Raw genomic sequence first — 15879 nt, forward strand, 5'->3', positions numbered from 1 at the left:
GACGAATAAACAATCGCCCAAGAAAGTGTCTAGGGTTCAAGCAACCAGCTATGATTTTCAAGGAATTATGCTTGGTTGCTTGAAATGAAAAGTGTCGCACTTCGGACTTGAATTCAGGTGTAAGTATGAATAACTGAGTTCAAATAGCTGGGTTTGAATTGCGGACAACTACGTCGTCTAGGAAGTAAAACAGCACCCCGTAGCCTGATCGGTATTTTTATTCTTACCTTACGATCGGGAACATTGGGTTCTTAGTCTTCACAACGGTTGTTTGTGACAACGGAAGTCGACTAATGATATTAGCACTAATGATTAGTGAGCTGTGTGGCCTTGAGCAGAACGTACTGGAATTAAACTAACAATGGTTTTTTTTATGGCAGAAAACATTTTTTTGAATGCTAGCGCTAAATAGTAGCGGCGCATTTCGTATGCTTTTTCAACATAATAATCAGTGTCGATATTACCAGTGTTATCGTATTTTAAATCAGTATTCATGTTATATCCCCTATATTAGAATCGTATTTTCTTTACGATGCTAATAGTAGAGGGAGAGTGATTCTTGTACAAACGATCAATACTCAGCTTATAGATGAGAAAAACTAAACATCAAAAATCATCATGACTTTAGGCTATTATTGTCAAAAGATGATGAGATTAATGTATGCCGCTTTATCTTTTTTACTTTGTTCGTTTTCCGTGCATCTGACATCTGAAAGCTACTTTTGGCCAGTCAACCAAGTGAACAAGAAAGAGACCGCTTTCTTAGACCAGTCTGCTGAGGCTTTGTTTTTAGCGCTTTCTTTGTTTTTATCTATGCCTCTAGCACTGACATTCCAGGTGGCGAGCCGGCTACCACTTGGTCCGGTTAGGGACAAAGTGCCTTCTTCAAACACATAGTAGCGGCCATTTTGGGTTTGTGTATGGTTTGAGGTCTGCGAAGAGAGCGTGAAAACAGCGTTATTTTTTGCGGTTAAACCATATTTGGACAGTTCGCTAGCAAGTTGATTTGCTTTATTTGTTGTCGATACATCAAATCCATACTGGCTTAGCGCTTGGTTCAATTGGCGTTCAGCGTTTTGAATAGTGTGATCGGCGTGACCGATTAATGACTCTTGTGTAGAGTACAGATTTAATTCGTCTTGATAGGTCTTGCGTTGGGCAAATAATGGAATTAATCCCATGTAGGTTCGCCAATCTTTCACCTCGGCTGGCTCATCACTCGTGGTGCTTAATCTTGCCATTGCACTGCGAATTTTGTCATCGGTATCTTGAAGGGTTGTTTTTAATTTAGCCACAATACGTTGACGATCAATAGACTGCAGTACATAAACGTAATCATGCCCTGCAAAACGCTGCTCATTAACGGTTTGCTCCAGCTCAATAGGCGCTGTTTTCACTTGAGTGTAAGCACTTTGAACACGAACAACTTGCTCACCTTGGCCTGATGTAGAAGAAACCTGAGTGTCTTGGGTGTTTATCTGGCTGACTTGCGTACGCAGCTGTTGGGCAATCTGAGCATTGCCATTTTGTTCCGCTTGCGAAAAGGCTAAAGCAAGATTGTCGATACGCGGTGCGCTGCCCACACCATAAAGGTGTGAGCTGTCCCTTGGAGGAGATAGCACCCAATCAGGAACACTGGATGGATCTGTTTTGACTAGACCATCCTCTGGTAGGGCGCTAAGGCAGCCAGTAAGGCTGACAACGCTAAATGATGCAACCAGCAACCAACTAAGGGTGCGGGGGAGTGACGCTTTTTTCATGGTTAAAAGAAGCCGCCCTTAGTCGCCAGTTTTTTGATTTGCTTCTGGCCATTCCACACTTCTTCATTGGTGGTCATATTAATCAATGTCAAATCCACTTGATAAAAGGTAACGCGTTGATCGCCATTAGAATCGACAATGGAATTGATGGTTCCTGAAAGTGCAAAGCCAGCACCTTGTTCAAGACCGAATTTTGCAGCGGTGTCGGGCGCGGCGTTCATTTCTTGGTCGCTTCTCTCTGTACGAATGTCTTCACGTTCTGCGCCAGAGACGACGAAATTGACCTTGCCAGCACGTAGTAAGCTGCGCTTAATGTCGTTTACAAAGGTATCCACCGGAATATGTTCTGAACTTTTATTGCGAATGGTTTGAATGATAATAGTTGGCTTGCCTTTTTTCGAAAAACTGTAATCTCGGTACCAAGGAAAACTCAGCATGTCATTGATCATGGCATCAGCAACCAGTTTTGAATCGATATTATTCCATCGATCAGAAAGTGCGACTTCTGTGTTGGTATCGATACGCTTTACGCTGCTAGAGCAAGCGGCCAAGGTGACGGCAAGCAGTATTACCAGCAAGTGTTTCCATTGAGCTATTATTCGCATAATTTGAGTCCTTGTTTTCTGCCCAATATATTAGGCGGTTATACTAAGTTTAGTAGGGGTTACGTAAGTTCCACACTTTTATTTCATTCGGTTTTAAAGCAAATTTCTCATGTGAAAAATGTTGTTTATCCACTGAATAGTTTGGTTCATAGGTATTCGGAGGTAACGGCTCTCGGGTTAATCTGATCTGTGCTGGGAGCGTTAGCCAATTGCGAGTGTCGGCGGCAGACGAAGCAAAAACTGCGACTTGCCCAATCAAACTTAATATTAAGCTAGCCGTATTGTCTTTCACGCTTCGGGCGATTCTATCAGCCAGCCAGCTTCTTAATAATTCGCGTACTAATCCTTCGTATATATCTCGTTGTGCTTCGGACAACTGTTCTTGTAAGGCAATATCAGCCAGCGATGTCATGCGAATCGTGTTCATAGGCGGCAGTTCACCGTCTTGCCCATTTAGACTTAAAATAGGTGTCTGGTCATCAAGCTTAAAGCGGCGGTAATAAGGAACGGTGACACGGATAAATTGTTGAGTCAGTAAGGTGTCTAAATGAGCGGCTTCTAGTTGTCGCCACACTGCTGGGCCAAGGATAACACGCTTAGTGAAAACACCTCCTAATGCTCCCCAAGCACCGCCTGCTTTGTAGTTGGCGATGAGGTTTAAAGGACTGATGTCTGAATACACCATAGTAAACCAACGAAAGGCATCGTTTTGCTGTCCTTGGTCGCTTCCCCCAAGTGGCTGGAGCACTAAAGAGTAAGCGCTCGGGTCTGCATACAGTTGTAAGGTCATTTCACTTTTGTCTGGAACGAAGCCTTCATTTTCGAGAATAACTAACTCGCCATCGTCTTTTTTGTAGGAGGCAAGTGCCGTTTGCATCTTTGGTGACAGCTTGGCCGCAATCAGTTTATCGATATCATCCTTACTCCAATCACCGCCTTTACGCATCATGCGAATACTATCTAACCAGGCGCGTTCAGCCGTTATATTAGAGAGACTGTATTGCTTTGCATACCCTTCTTCGTAGAGTTTGGCAGCGTCCTGATAGCTGATACGAGCATCGTCGTATTGTTGGCTTATTTCGTACTGTAAGCCTTCCATATATCGGGCCCAAGCATCATCTCGATACGCGTATTTTTCAGTGCTGCGGCCACCATTATAAAAGTTACCTAACCAACTTAGCGCTTTCATATAAAAAGCTTGGTTAGCCTTTGCGTTTAGATCTTGATAAGTCGGTTTTTGAGCTTGAATTTCATTAAGTTTGTTATCGATACGGCGAGCTTCTACAAGGGCGGCATCGAGTAATTTCTCTTTTTGATCGCGGTCTTTGGCTTGTGAGGACAAGGCGAGATAGTTAAGCGATTTAAAATAACTGATATAGACGCGTTCTAGTGGGCTACCTCGATAGTCTTCTTGTCTAGGGTTGCTTAACAAAGCCCATGCACGATTTTTGAAATTCTGTTGAAAGAAGGTATCACTTAAGATATCGGCTTGTGCAAGTAACTCGTTGCTACGTTTATAGTCGCCTTGGTTTTGTGCTAAAGCGCCCATTTCGAGGAAGTAGAGTAATTGATCTTGAGGGCTATCATGCAGCGCATCGGAAAATTTTCCTTCCGCACTTTTCCATTGCCCCTGTTTGGCGAGAGTAAGGCCTTGATCTATTTCTTGTTTATAAGTTGCACAACCGGTTAGTAAAGTGAAACTAATCCATATCACAGCCCACTTCACATTAGTGCCCTTTACCTAAAAACTGATTAATGAACAATAAGCCGATCAATGCCATGCAAGCCAAGTAAAGTAGAAGCCAGCGAGCTTTTAAACAATATGGGCAGGTTTTTTTCTTCTTTTTTGTCATGATGGTCAACGCCGTATTTTTAGGTCGCTATAAAAATGATCGAGATGATTACACTATGCCACAAAAAAGGAGGCGCTGAGCCTCCTTTTATAAACAATAATGCGAGTAATGGCTACTGCGTTGTTGTCGTTTCTTCTGCTTGCTGTGATTGCAGGTTCTCTAAATAAAGCGCATCAAAGTTAATCGGTGCAAGCATAACTGCTGGGAAGCTTCCTTTAACGATAGTTGCGTCAACATTTTCGCGAGCATAAGGGAATAATGTTGCTGGGCAGAAAGCGCCTAGTGCATGATGAAGTTGTTGATCATCAAGACCTGCAATAACGAATAGGCCACCTTGTTGAACTTGTACAAGGTAAGCAGGCTCATCAGCATTTTTCACATTCAATGTAATGTCCAGAACAACTTCATACACGTTTTCACCAACTTGGCGACTACGGGTATTAAGTTCCATGCCAACTTCTGGTTGCCATTCTTCTTGGAAAATCATCGGTGAACGTGGTGATTCAAAAGAAATATCTTTTAGAAAAACACGTTGCAGAGAAAGCTGAGGACCTTGTTCTTCTTGGTTTACTGCCGCTTCGTTATTATCAGCCATTATTATTCCTTTTTCTTATGTTGAGTATTCCGATCCACTGCGAAAGGTAGCAGCGCCGTTTTTATTTAATGGTTTAACGCCGTGCTGTATTAGCTGGCGAGTAAACGATCAAGTGTTTTGTTTCTTTCTAAATCAAAAAGATCATCACAACCACCAACATGGGTATCACCAACCCAAATTTGAGGGACGGTATGACGACCACTTTTCGCCATCATTTCTTGGCGTTTTTTAGGTTGTCCATCCACACGAATTTCGTCGAATGCAATGTTCTTTTTGGCTAATAACTGTTTTGCACGAGTACAAAACGGACAATAGTCACTAGAGTAAATTGTTACAGTCGCCATAATCGTCTCTCTTATTTTTTCACTAGAGGCAAGTTAGATGTTTGCCACTCGGAGATGCCGCCTTGGAGTTTGTATATCTTGCTGAAGCCTGCTTTTTTCAGCTCTTTCGAGCTTGCGCCAGAGTGGACACCAGATTTGCATACTACAATAATAGGGGCATCTTTGTGTTTCTCAAGCTTTGCTAAGCTATCTTTGATTTTAGCGGCAGGGATGTTTATCGCGCCGGTAATATGACCTGTTTTAAATTCCTTTTCTGGACGGATATCTAAAATCACCGCCTCTTCCGTGTTCATTAGGTTTGTTGCTGCAGAAGGAGATAATCCTTTTGGGCCACTTTTAGTTTCAGAAAAGACAAGAGTCACTAGGATTGCCAAAAATACAGCAACCATTTCCCAGTGAGCAGTCGCAAATTCAATAAATTGATTCATCATCATAACGGTAAGACCTGTAAAAAAACTGCCAGCATTATACACGGCCAGCTTAGCGGGTACATACTCCTGATAGGAGGATGTAGTTTCTTAGAAAAACATTACACTTTGACAACAATGATAAAAAAAGCCAATTGGCTATTTATCGAGGCTGATACAAGCCTTTTTAAATAGCCAACTGGCTTTTAACGAATGCAATGATTGAGCTTAGTTTGACGTTACTTAGTGTTTGTTGAGTCAAATATCTTGTCGGCATTACCTTCAATAAAACTATCGAATAATGTTCCGTCATTTGTTTTATGACGACGAGCAAATTCATAAAAGCAGCTAGGGATCGTTTTTTCTTTGCCGTCAGAGAAGGTGTAATGAATTTTGTCGGCCATGGTCGAAGATTGCTCTAAGTACACACTTGGTGAGCCCTTAATGACACCGCCAACTTCATTCAACAAATAACCTTCGCTTAATAGCAACTGATTCACTTCTTCAAGAGTCGTGAATGTCTCAAGTAAGTTAACGCTGACTGTAAAATGGTTAGCTTGCAAACCCATAGTGGCAAACCAAGCGGCGTATTCACTGTGTTCAGTTAGCGTATCGTACTGATTTAAAGTCGGTTTTTCCCATAATAGACCTGACCAGAAAATGGCAGGAGACTGAACGGCGTCTTCTGGAATTTGATCGATCATGGTGTTGATAATACGCTGACAGCTTTCTGGTAACTCATTAACGAGCAGTTCTGAGAGAAAAATCTTAGGCCAATCATTATGATCAGGGTGCTTGTAACAGCGGGCAACTAGGTGTTTGTTTTCAAAACGAAAAGCGCCATAGGCTTGATATCCCATACTTTCTAATTGAGGCTCTAACTTTTCTAAAGAAATTGGCGAATTAGCAAAAGTCCGGAACGCAATGTGGTCATTTAATACGGTTTCACCGTGGCTTTTAAACAAGGCCTGAATGCGATTAGCCTGAGGCGTCATGGTGATATAATGTTGCCATAGAGAATCGAAAAATTGTGGTGCTTGCATAACTTACCTCTAAAAAATGATTGGCCGTTTGTGTGACTTTACTGGATAGCGTGTTTTATCAGCAAAGGGTAAAAATGCATTTTGTCATGCGAAAAAATTATGCGACTCTCGATTTAATGGCGCTTTTTTTGCCAAAGAATTTATTCTTCGACATTAAAATGGTGTTTATCACGTAAGCGGGAAAGCTGCGGTCTTTATTATGCGCCAAACCAACCACACGTTTCAGTGCAATATCATTCAATGTCCGCAAGACAATGTCTCCTCGGCCTCGCGCTGAATGCTCCGGAATCAATGAGATTCCTAGCCCTGCTGCCACTAGATCTAGTGCGTATTCTTCTGTTTTGACTTGCGCTCTCACATCAGTAGTAAGCCCTTGTTTTTGCATGATGAAGTTCCACGATTCCAAAATGTCGCAAGGCGTCCGAGAAACAAAAGGTTGTTTATCAATTTGCTTGATGGAAATGGATGTGTAATCCGCTAACCAGTAGCCGACGGGCATAGCCACGACATAATCATCTTCCCATAGTGGGTAAAAGACATCGTCGTTTTTTGTGTAGCTATCACAAGTAAATCGTAAGTCAGCGCTCTCGGAGGCATCTACCAAACTTAGCGTGAGCCCAGGAATTTCATCAAGCATGGTTTTTATTACTTGGCTGATTAGGGTTCCAGAAAGAAATGGAGCTAAAGAAATGGACAAGGTTAATGGCTTGGCATTCTTACGGAACATGTCCTTTATGTCGTTGAGTTCATTTACCATTCGGCAAGCATGGGGATAAAGTTGAGTGCCACTGTCTGTTGGTGCAACGCCTTTAGAGTGACGAACAAATAATTTAGTGTCTAAATCCTCTTCCAGTTGTGACAGTGTGGTGGAAATCGACGGTTGTGCAATAAAACAACGTTTCGCTGCGGCGCTTAAACTGCGCTCTTCAAAAACAGCAATAAAATATCGAAGTGATCGAACATCCATAAATATTTCCTCTGTGTCGCTTTTGTTTATTTGAGTATGGAGCAGGCTATAGGTAAAAACTAGAGCACCCACAGAAAAACGATATTTCTCACCGATGGTGAAGCTGAGTAAGGTGTTGGAAAGCCGCAAACGACTTATTTTTTTAACAGACGTTTCATTCATTTTTCAACACAAGTATTACAGAGGTTCATCATGTCACTCACTTGCTTAGAAACACTAGGTGTTAATACATTAAAACAAGGCGATATTTTTTACAGCGTGCTCACGGGTAATACACTTGCATTGGGTAAAGGCGCTGAGTTTTCTGCTTATAGCCCGATTGATGGGGCTAAACTGTCTCAATTTAACAATGCGACACCTGAGCAACTTGAGACAGTCAGTGCGGAGTTAAAAGAGGCATTTAAAGTATTGCGTACGATTCCTGCGCCACGTCGCGGTGAGTTGGTGCGTCGCATCGGTGAAGAAGCACGCAAATACAAAGAAGAGCTTGCTCAGGTTATCTCTTTAGAAGCGGGCAAAATTGTCCCTGAAGCCTTGGGTGAAGTTCAAGAATGGATCGATGTGTGTGACTTTGCTGTGGGTCAATCTCGTATGCTGCATGGTTTGTCGATTGTCTCTGAACGACCAGGTCACCGCATGATGGAACAATGGCAACCGCTTGGTCCTGTTGCTGTGATTACCGCGTTCAACTTCCCTATGGCGGTTTGGGCATGGAACACCATGTTAGGTTTGGTGTGTGGTGACCCTGTTCTATTAAAACCATCCGAAAAAGCGCCTCTTTGTGCATTGGCAATGTATCAAATTGCTCAAAATGTATTAGCGGATATGCCTGACATTCCTAAAGCCGTGGTCTCCGTCATGATTGGTGATCGTGATCTGGGTGAAGCGATTGCCGCAAACGATACTTTCCCGCTAGTTTCTGCAACTGGATCAACCACCATGGGGCGCGCGGTAGCAACGACGGTAGCGGGTCGCCTTGGTCGCTCTTTGCTTGAGCTTGGTGGCAACAACGCGATGATAGTGTCGCCAACCGCAGATTTGGATTTGGCGCTGCGTGCCATTGTATTCTCAGCAGCAGGAACGGCTGGTCAGCGCTGTACTACTCTGCGTCGATTGATTACTCATGAGTCGATTGTTGATGGTTTGGTTGAACGATTGGCGAAATCTTACGGGTCGTTACGCGTTGGCAACCCACTGGAAGACGGAACCTTAGTAGGTCCTTTGGTCGATGATGGCAGCTTTTCTCGCATGCAAGCGGCGTTAGTAACGGCGAAAAAGCAAGGCGGAGAGGTTGTGTGTGGTGGTGAGCGTGTAACAGAAGGTGTCCCTGCTGGTGGCTTTTACGTTAGGCCTGCAATAGTCCGTATTGCTCACGATGCACTAATTGTTCATGAAGAAACGTTTGCCCCGATTCTTTATGTTCTTACCTATCGCAATTTCGATGAGGCGATCGATATTCAAAACGAAGTACCTCAAGGTTTGTCTTCTGCCGTGTTCACAGAAAGTTTGCGAGAGGCTGAAATGTTTATGTCACCAGAAGGCTCTGATTGTGGTATTGCCAATGTCAATATTGGGACTTCTGGGGCAGAAATTGGCGGCGCATTTGGTGGTGAAAAAGAAACCGGAGGTGGTCGCGAATCAGGTTCTGACGCATGGAGAAACTACATGCGCCGTACGACGAACACGATCAACTATGGTGGTGATCTGCCATTAGCCCAAGGTATTGTTTTCGAGTGATGATTGCTTGAAGAGATGACAGTAAAGGTGAGCATAGGTTCACCTTTACTCGTGTTAATAAGTTTGGATGTACACACTTCGATTATTTGCTCTATTTTTAAGGTCGGCTTGGTCGACTTTTAAGGTCGTGGATATGGCGGAACGTTTATGTGATTCATTGTGGCGAGCAAGTGCGATAGCAGGGCCAGACCTGATACCTTTGCAAGGTAGTCATAACGCGCAGGTAGTCATTGTTGGTGGGGGCTTTACGGGTTTATCAACTGCACTGCATCTCGGCAAATTAGGTATTTCTGTGATCGTGGTTGAGGCTCATGAAATTGGCTTTGGTGGTTCTGGGCGTAATGTCGGTTTGGCAAACGCAGGAGTCTGGCTTGAGCCAGATCAGCTAGATAGTGCCATTGGCCCAGAAGCGGGCCGAACGTTATACAACACTTTGGCCGGTGCTCCAGATCTGGTCTATGCATTAATTGAAGAGTACGACATACAGTGTGAAGCGGTGCGTAATGGTACCTTGCATGCCGGTGTAGGTAAGCAAGGTTTAGCTCAGTTACAGCGTCGTTGTGAACAAATGCAAACACGCGGTGCCCCGGTGCAATTGTTGGAGAGCGCTGAAGCGCAATCACGCATTGGTTCTAGTAAGTTTAATTCAGCGTTGTTTGACCCAAGAGCGGGTACGATTCAGCCTCTTTCTTATGCTCATGGTTTGGCGCACGCAGCGATCAAAGAAGGCGCTAAGCTTTTCGACTATTCTCCAGTCACTAGTGTGCAGCCGACACAAGATGGTTGGATTGTCCAAACATCTCATGGTGAAGTGCGAGCAGAGACGGTGGTTTTAGCCACGAATGCTTACAGCGAGCATGGGGTGAAAGAGCAGGCGAGAAAATTCGTGCCTATTTTTTACAGTCAATTAGCCAGCAAACCATTAACGTCCTCTCAGCTTGAACAAATCCTACCCAACCGTGAGGGAGTTTGGGATACCTGTACGGTGATGAGTTCTTTTCGTCTTGATCAGCAAGGGCGTTTAGTTTTTGGCGGCATGGGAGGAGAAGGAGGTGTGCTAGCAAATTGGGCGTCACAACGGGTCAGCGAATTGTTTCCATTCTTAAGCAATGTTGAATGGGATTATTCATGGACCGGGCAAATTGCCTACAGTGAAGACCACCTACCACATTGCCAGCAACTCCAGCGCGGATTATTTAGTGTAGCGGGATACAGTGGTCGAGGTATTGGACCAGGTACTATGATGGGTAAAGAATTGGCGGAATGGTTTGCTGGGAAGCGTGAGTCCTTGTCTGTTCCAACGACGATATTACGCAATATACCACTTAGAGAGCTAAAACGATTATTTTATGAAGTTGGCGCGCAGACCTATCACCTTGGTCAAAAAACACATGCCCTTGATTAGTTAATCGGATGATTTGACAATAAAAACAAAGGAATGCGCAATTATCGAGCATTCCTTTGTTTGCCTAATTAGCTTAAGGTAAAGTACTTGTCATTCCTCTTACATCTTGAAAATAAAGTGGCCCAGAATGCGGAGATATATCCCGTCGTCAACCGCGCTAAAGTGTTTTGAAGCGTCGGTTAGGCATCTTAGCTTTACGCGTGCAGCAGAAGAGTTATGCCTAACTCAGAGCGCGGTGAGTCGTCAGATTCGTAACCTCGAAGAATTTTTATCACGAGATTTATTCATTCGTCTAAATAAACGTTTGGTCTTGACCGGAACCGGTGCCGCTTATTATAAAGAAGTCGTACCTTTGCTAGATGGAATGGAAAACGCTTGTTTGCGAATGTTACATCGAGAAGATGAAAAAACCACTTTAACCATTTCTGCATTACCTACATTTGCTTCTCATTGGTTAGTTCCCCATTTAGCGGAATTTCAACAACAGCATCCCCAATTTCAAATCAAAGTTCGATCTTTAGATGACGCCGCAAAAGTAGACCCAGAAAGCATTGATATTATTCTGCACTACGGTGGTGATCACTGGCCACGAGCGGTATCTCATCAACTGATGCAAGAAAAAGTCATCGCCGTTTGTTCTCCTCGTTTATTAGAAAACTACCAGAAGAGTGATCATCAGGCTGAATGGGAATGTGGGGACGTGGTGATGTTCCCATTATTGCATTCCTCCGCTCGTATTAATGCTTGGCCGGATTGGATGGTCGCTCAAGGGCTAGAAAATGGCTCTTTTGCGGGGACGTCTTTTGAACATTTTCATATGTTGATTGAAGCGGCGAAAAACGCCATGGGGGTTGCTGTTATTCCTAGCATACTGGCAGAGGGCAGCTTAAGAGCGGGTGAACTTGTGGCGCCATTTGGCGATGCTGTTGCTACGCCACATGAATATTTACTTTCTTACCCTGCGGACAAAGCAGATTTGGAACAAGTCGTGATTTTTCGTGATTGGTTATTAGCGAAGCAGACGGCGTAATAAAGAGAATTAATAGGCGGAATAGTACTTGCAGTCTGTAACTAAATTACATGCCTGTGATAGTATCAATCCATAGACATGTACAATTTACGGGACGAATTACCATGAATAAAAAGACGACAGCACTCTTCATCCTTGATGGATGGGGATACAGCGAAACATCTGCATCGAATGCTATTGAAGCAGCCAACACACCCAATTGGGATCGCTTGTGGAACAATCGTGCGCACTCTTTAATTAAAACTTCAGGGTTGGCCGTGGGTTTGCCAGATGGCCAGATGGGCAATTCTGAAGTAGGCCATATGAATCTGGGCGCAGGACGAATTGTCTATCAGAATTTCACTCGCATTGGCAAAGCCATAGAAGAAGGTTCTTTTTTTACAAACGAAGCACTTGTTTCTGCGGTAGACAAAGCCGTCGTAGCGGATAAAGCCGTGCATATTCTAGGCTTGCTTTCGAACGGTGGCGTACACAGCCATCATGAGCAAATCATGGCAATGTGCGAACTAGCGGTAAAACGCGGCGCAAAAGCAGTGTATGTACATGGTTTTACCGATGGCCGAGATACGCCACCACGTTCAGCGCAAACTCCTATTGCTGAATTAGAAGCCAAATTAGCCGAGTTGGGCGTTGGTAAAATAGCCACGTTAGTTGGTCGTTATTTTGCTATGGATCGCGATAATCATTGGGATCGAATTGAAAATGCTTATAACGCTATCGCATCAGGCGAAGGGCAGTTCCAAGCAGAATCTGCAGAACAAGCGGTTCAAGCTGCCTATGATCGCGGTGAAAATGATGAATTTGTAAAAGCGACGACGATTGGCGCGCCAGTGAGCATTGAAGATGGCGATGCCATTGTGTTTGCTAACTTCCGCCCAGATCGTGCGCGTGAATTGACTCGTGCCTTTACCGAAGATGATTTCACCGGTTTTAAACGTAAAACACGACCTGCCTATGCCGCATTTGTAACCTTTACTGAGTTTGCTGCTGATATTGCTGCAGACGTTGCGTTTCCTCCTATTGCACTGAGCAATACGCTTGGTGAAGTGCTATCAAAATCAGGTAAAAAACAACTGCGCATCGCGGAAACAGAAAAGTACGCCCACGTTACTTTTTTCTTTAATGGCGGTAGGGAGTCTGTTTTTGATGGTGAAGATCGCGAATTGATCCCTTCTCCTAATGTAGCAACTTATGATCTAAAACCAGAAATGAGTGCGCCAGAAATGACGGACAAGCTGGTGGAAGTGATTGAAGCAGGCAAATACGACACTATTATTTGTAACTTTGCTAACGGCGACATGGTTGGCCATAGCGGTGTATTTGCCGCAGCGGTAAAAGCCGTTGAAGCAGTCGATGCTTGTTTAGGGCGCATTATCGAAGCATTGAAAGTGAATGGTGGACAGTGTTTGATTACCGCGGATCATGGTAATGCCGAGCAAATGCTAAGTAACGATGGTTCACAGCCTTTGACTTCTCACACGACTGGACCAGTTCCTTTAGTATTAGTTTCCCCAACACCAGGTCTTGGTCTTAAAGCAGGAGCATTATGTGATATTGCCCCGACTTTATTGGATATGATGGGCATGAAACAACCTGAAGAAATGAGTGGTGTTAGTCTGCTCACTCGTCAGTGAGGTATTGATGGCTTTAGTATGTCGTCACCTGTTCTGCATTGCGTTGCTCTTGTTGTCCAGCATTAGCTGGGCAGCCGGAGAGCCTCAAACGCCAGCGGAGGCTAAGCAACAAATTCAAACATTGCAGAAAGATTTAAAAAAACTGAATGGCTGGTTGAAAGAGACCAAGTCCCAACGCTCGGATGTTGAGAAAGGCCTAGAGAGCAAAGAAAAAGCGATAGAAGGTTTGCTTAAAAAAATCAACGATCTGCAAGAGAGCCTTAAAAAAGGAGAGCAGCAGCTCGGGAAATTAAAACAGCAGCAGCAGTCTTTTCAGCTCAGTATTCAGAAACAAAATGACCAAATAGCCGCCCAATTAAGGGCGGTTTATCGTTCTGGCAAGCAAGAAGGCATTAAATTACTTTTAAATGGGTCTGAACCTGAAGAGTCGATGCGCTTATTACAATATAACCGCTATTTTTCTACCGCTCGACAATCTCTTATTAATGGTTATGCCAACGAAGTAAATGACCTTAATTTGGTCGAGAAGAGCATTCGCCAAAAGCGCGCTCAGCAAGCCCAAGAAGAAGCGTCTTTGAATGAACAACGTGCAGGCTTAGTGAAAGAAAAAGCGGCACGTCGTGTTTTGTTAGCTAAGCTAGACAAAGATTTGGCTAAGGGGAATCAACGTTCTCAGCAGCTTGTGCAAAACCAAAAAGATCTGAAAGAAATGCTGAAGCGTTTAGAAGAAGCGCTTGCAGATGTCAAACTGCCTGATCAAGATGTGCCTTTTTCATCACAGAAAGGCAAGCTAGTTAGTCCGCTTAGAAAACTGGTTCGTTTGCCGACTGACGGAAAGGTTAATCTTGGTGGTGTCACGCTCGAAGCGAAAGAAGGCACTAAGGTACATGCGATTTTTAACGGTCGAGTTGTGTTTGCTGATTGGCTCAGAGGTTTTGGTTTTCTAATGATTGTTGATCATGGAAATGGTTATATGTCTCTTTATGGTTATAACCAAAGTTTGTTGAAAGAAGTTGGTGAATGGGTAAATGCCAATGATGTAATCGCCACGGTAGGCAGTTCTGGGGGTCGTTCAGAATCGGCTTTGTTTTTTGCCATTCGACACAATGGTACGCCTTTATCACCACTTTCTTGGGTGAGATCTAGTTGATCTATGCGCCAATAGAGTGTCTTTTATATATATGACACAACAGCAGGAAAAAAAATGATGAATTCCTTAAGTCGAGGTTTGGTTTTAATACTGATGACCTTTTCTGTACAGCAGAGCATCGCTGCACAGAAGACCGTTGCTAACGATAAATCGACGTTACCTCTTACTGAAATACAAGCATTTGTAGAAACGTTTGAAACCATTCGTGAAGGTTATGTGGATAAGTTAACGGATCAGCAGATATTGAACAAAGCGTTAAAGGGCATGGTATCTGCGCTTGATCCACATTCTGAATACATGACGAAAGATGAAGTCGCCGATTTTGACGAGTTGACGTCAGGTAACTACGCAGGCGTCGGTGTGGAAGTGGAAATGAAAGGTGATAAGTTGGTTGTAGTATCACCGATAGATGGCTCACCAGCGAAGCAGGCAGGTATTTTATCCGGTGATGTTATCGTAAAAGTGGGCAACACTTTTATCACCAGCCTTGGTTTTCAAGATGTAATGAACCTAATGCGAGGCGAGGTGGGAACCAAAATATCATTGGATATTGAGCGCGATGGCAAAATCAAACATTACAATCTTGAACGTCGTTTAGTGGAAGATAATAGTGTTAGCACTAAATGGTTAAGCAAAGGCATTGCTTATTTGCGCATTAGTCAGTTTCAAGGTGATACTGATACCGAGTTTTATAAAGCCATTGATAAGCTGAAAAAAGAACAAGCAATCAAAGGTGTTGTGTTAGATCTTCGAAATAATCCAGGCGGTGTACTACAGGCTGCGGTTGGTGTGGTGGATGCTTTTATTGATAAAGGCATGATTGTTTATACCGAAGGCCGTCATAAATCATCAAGCAGCCAATTTAGAGCAACAACAAAAAATACACGATTACCTACGGTTCCTTTAGTCATCTTGGTCAATGATGGCTCAGCATCGGCTTCTGAGATTGTTGCAGGTGCCTTACAAGATCATAAACGGGGTGTGATTATGGGCACAGAGACTTTTGGTAAAGGGTCGGTACAAACCGTGGTGCCTTTGTCTGATGGGGCGGCAGTGAAACTCACTACGGCTCTTTATTACACGCCCAATGGTCGATCTATCCAAGCGCAAGGTATTACGCCTGATCTTGTTGTTCCTCAGGCGAAATTAACGTTAGATAAAGACCACTTCGTTGTTAAAGAGTCAGAGTTAAAAGGACATCTTGGTAATGGCACAGGTGGTGCAGATAGAACAAATACCGATGTTAAATTTGAACTGGCTGATTTAGCTAAAACGGACTTTCAGTTATTTCAAGCGGTGACTATTTTGAAAACGTTACCAAAGTTTGACTATCATCCTTGAGAGAAAAG

15 protein-coding genes are annotated in these 15879 nt (G+C 43.7%); 6 read left to right on the top strand and 9 right to left on the bottom strand.

The genetic code is table 11. From position 1 onward, the window contains the following. Positions 1–312: 312 nt before the first annotated feature. The 9 genes from E0D70_RS14665 to E0D70_RS14705 all read right to left on the bottom strand — a co-directional run bounded on the left by E0D70_RS14665 (position 313) and on the right by E0D70_RS14705 (position 7574). Positions 313–495: a hypothetical protein gene (locus tag E0D70_RS14665; RefSeq protein WP_133013031.1), complete on the bottom strand. Its 183-nt coding sequence runs from the start codon at positions 493–495 to the stop codon at positions 313–315. Positions 496–716: 221 nt separating this feature from the next. Beyond that, positions 717–1760, bottom strand: a complete 1044-nt coding sequence (locus E0D70_RS14670) for an LPP20 family lipoprotein (RefSeq protein ID WP_133013032.1) — start codon at positions 1758–1760, stop codon at positions 717–719. A gap of 2 nt (positions 1761–1762) precedes the next feature. Then, complete coding sequence (locus E0D70_RS14675) at positions 1763–2365, bottom strand: penicillin-binding protein activator LpoB (protein ID WP_133013033.1); 603 nt, start codon at positions 2363–2365, stop codon at positions 1763–1765. A 49-nt stretch (positions 2366–2414) separates the two neighbouring features. Then, positions 2415–4091: a COG3014 family protein gene (locus E0D70_RS14680; protein ID WP_133013034.1), complete on the bottom strand. Its 1677-nt coding sequence runs from the start codon at positions 4089–4091 to the stop codon at positions 2415–2417. Between the two features lie 239 nt (positions 4092–4330). Further along, the gene (gene secB / locus E0D70_RS14685) at positions 4331–4813 is read right to left on the bottom strand and encodes a protein-export chaperone SecB (protein ID WP_133013035.1); all 483 of its coding nucleotides are present in this window, start codon (positions 4811–4813) and stop codon (positions 4331–4333) included. 89 nt (positions 4814–4902) lie between these two features. Then, on the bottom strand, positions 4903–5157 hold the full coding sequence (grxC, locus tag E0D70_RS14690) for a glutaredoxin 3 (protein WP_133013036.1): 255 nt from the start codon (positions 5155–5157) through the stop codon (positions 4903–4905). 11 nt (positions 5158–5168) lie between these two features. After that, the gene (locus E0D70_RS14695) at positions 5169–5591 is read right to left on the bottom strand and encodes a rhodanese-like domain-containing protein (protein ID WP_338068576.1); all 423 of its coding nucleotides are present in this window, start codon (positions 5589–5591) and stop codon (positions 5169–5171) included. Positions 5592–5803: 212 nt separating this feature from the next. Next, positions 5804–6607 carry a DUF1338 domain-containing protein gene (locus tag E0D70_RS14700; protein WP_133013037.1) on the bottom strand — a complete coding sequence of 268 codons (804 nt, stop codon included), beginning with the start codon at positions 6605–6607 and terminating at the stop codon, positions 5804–5806. Between the two features lie 97 nt (positions 6608–6704). Next, positions 6705–7574 carry a LysR family transcriptional regulator gene (locus tag E0D70_RS14705; protein WP_133013038.1) on the bottom strand — a complete coding sequence of 290 codons (870 nt, stop codon included), beginning with the start codon at positions 7572–7574 and terminating at the stop codon, positions 6705–6707. A gap of 192 nt (positions 7575–7766) precedes the next feature. Here E0D70_RS14705 and amaB point away from each other — a divergent pair, with 192 nt between their 5' ends. The 6 genes from amaB to E0D70_RS14735 all read left to right on the top strand — a co-directional run bounded on the left by amaB (position 7767) and on the right by E0D70_RS14735 (position 15871). Beyond that, complete coding sequence (gene amaB / locus E0D70_RS14710; RefSeq protein ID WP_133013039.1) at positions 7767–9311, top strand: L-piperidine-6-carboxylate dehydrogenase; 1545 nt, start codon at positions 7767–7769, stop codon at positions 9309–9311. A gap of 133 nt (positions 9312–9444) precedes the next feature. Next, positions 9445–10716: an NAD(P)/FAD-dependent oxidoreductase gene (locus E0D70_RS14715; RefSeq protein ID WP_133013040.1), complete on the top strand. Its 1272-nt coding sequence runs from the start codon at positions 9445–9447 to the stop codon at positions 10714–10716. A gap of 127 nt (positions 10717–10843) precedes the next feature. Next, a complete protein-coding gene (locus E0D70_RS14720) occupies positions 10844–11746 on the top strand; it encodes a LysR substrate-binding domain-containing protein (RefSeq protein WP_133013041.1) in 903 nt (300 codons plus the stop codon). A gap of 104 nt (positions 11747–11850) precedes the next feature. Then, on the top strand, positions 11851–13380 hold the full coding sequence (gene gpmI / locus E0D70_RS14725; RefSeq protein WP_133013042.1) for a 2,3-bisphosphoglycerate-independent phosphoglycerate mutase: 1530 nt from the start codon (positions 11851–11853) through the stop codon (positions 13378–13380). A gap of 7 nt (positions 13381–13387) precedes the next feature. Continuing rightward, the gene (locus E0D70_RS14730) at positions 13388–14530 is read left to right on the top strand and encodes a murein hydrolase activator EnvC family protein (protein ID WP_133013043.1); all 1143 of its coding nucleotides are present in this window, start codon (positions 13388–13390) and stop codon (positions 14528–14530) included. A gap of 54 nt (positions 14531–14584) precedes the next feature. Continuing rightward, on the top strand, positions 14585–15871 hold the full coding sequence (locus tag E0D70_RS14735; RefSeq protein WP_133013044.1) for a S41 family peptidase: 1287 nt from the start codon (positions 14585–14587) through the stop codon (positions 15869–15871). The last annotated feature ends 8 nt before the right edge of the window (positions 15872–15879 follow it).

Source organism: Marinomonas flavescens, from assembly GCF_004352835.1.
In the GTDB taxonomy this organism is placed as follows: domain Bacteria; phylum Pseudomonadota; class Gammaproteobacteria; order Pseudomonadales; family Marinomonadaceae; genus Marinomonas; species Marinomonas flavescens.

Excerpts from the sequence above, each read along its gene's own strand:
- E0D70_RS14665 (WP_133013031.1), bottom strand. The coding sequence starts at position 495 with ATGAATACTGATTTAAAATACGATAACACTGGTAATATCGACACTGAT.
- E0D70_RS14670 (WP_133013032.1), bottom strand. The coding sequence starts at position 1,760 with ATGAAAAAAGCGTCACTCCCCCGCACCCTTAGTTGGTTGCTGGTTGCA.
- E0D70_RS14675 (WP_133013033.1), bottom strand. The coding sequence starts at position 2,365 with ATGCGAATAATAGCTCAATGGAAACACTTGCTGGTAATACTGCTTGCC.
- secB (WP_133013035.1), bottom strand. The coding sequence starts at position 4,813 with ATGGCTGATAATAACGAAGCGGCAGTAAACCAAGAAGAACAAGGTCCT.
- grxC (WP_133013036.1), bottom strand. The coding sequence starts at position 5,157 with ATGGCGACTGTAACAATTTACTCTAGTGACTATTGTCCGTTTTGTACT.
- E0D70_RS14695 (WP_338068576.1), bottom strand. The coding sequence starts at position 5,591 with ATGATGATGAATCAATTTATTGAATTTGCGACTGCTCACTGGGAAATG.
- E0D70_RS14700 (WP_133013037.1), bottom strand. The coding sequence starts at position 6,607 with ATGCAAGCACCACAATTTTTCGATTCTCTATGGCAACATTATATCACC.
- E0D70_RS14705 (WP_133013038.1), bottom strand. The coding sequence starts at position 7,574 with ATGGATGTTCGATCACTTCGATATTTTATTGCTGTTTTTGAAGAGCGC.
- amaB (WP_133013039.1), top strand. The coding sequence starts at position 7,767 with ATGTCACTCACTTGCTTAGAAACACTAGGTGTTAATACATTAAAACAA.
- E0D70_RS14715 (WP_133013040.1), top strand. The coding sequence starts at position 9,445 with ATGGCGGAACGTTTATGTGATTCATTGTGGCGAGCAAGTGCGATAGCA.
- E0D70_RS14720 (WP_133013041.1), top strand. The coding sequence starts at position 10,844 with ATGCGGAGATATATCCCGTCGTCAACCGCGCTAAAGTGTTTTGAAGCG.
- gpmI (WP_133013042.1), top strand. The coding sequence starts at position 11,851 with ATGAATAAAAAGACGACAGCACTCTTCATCCTTGATGGATGGGGATAC.
- E0D70_RS14730 (WP_133013043.1), top strand. The coding sequence starts at position 13,388 with ATGGCTTTAGTATGTCGTCACCTGTTCTGCATTGCGTTGCTCTTGTTG.
- E0D70_RS14735 (WP_133013044.1), top strand. The coding sequence starts at position 14,585 with ATGATGAATTCCTTAAGTCGAGGTTTGGTTTTAATACTGATGACCTTT.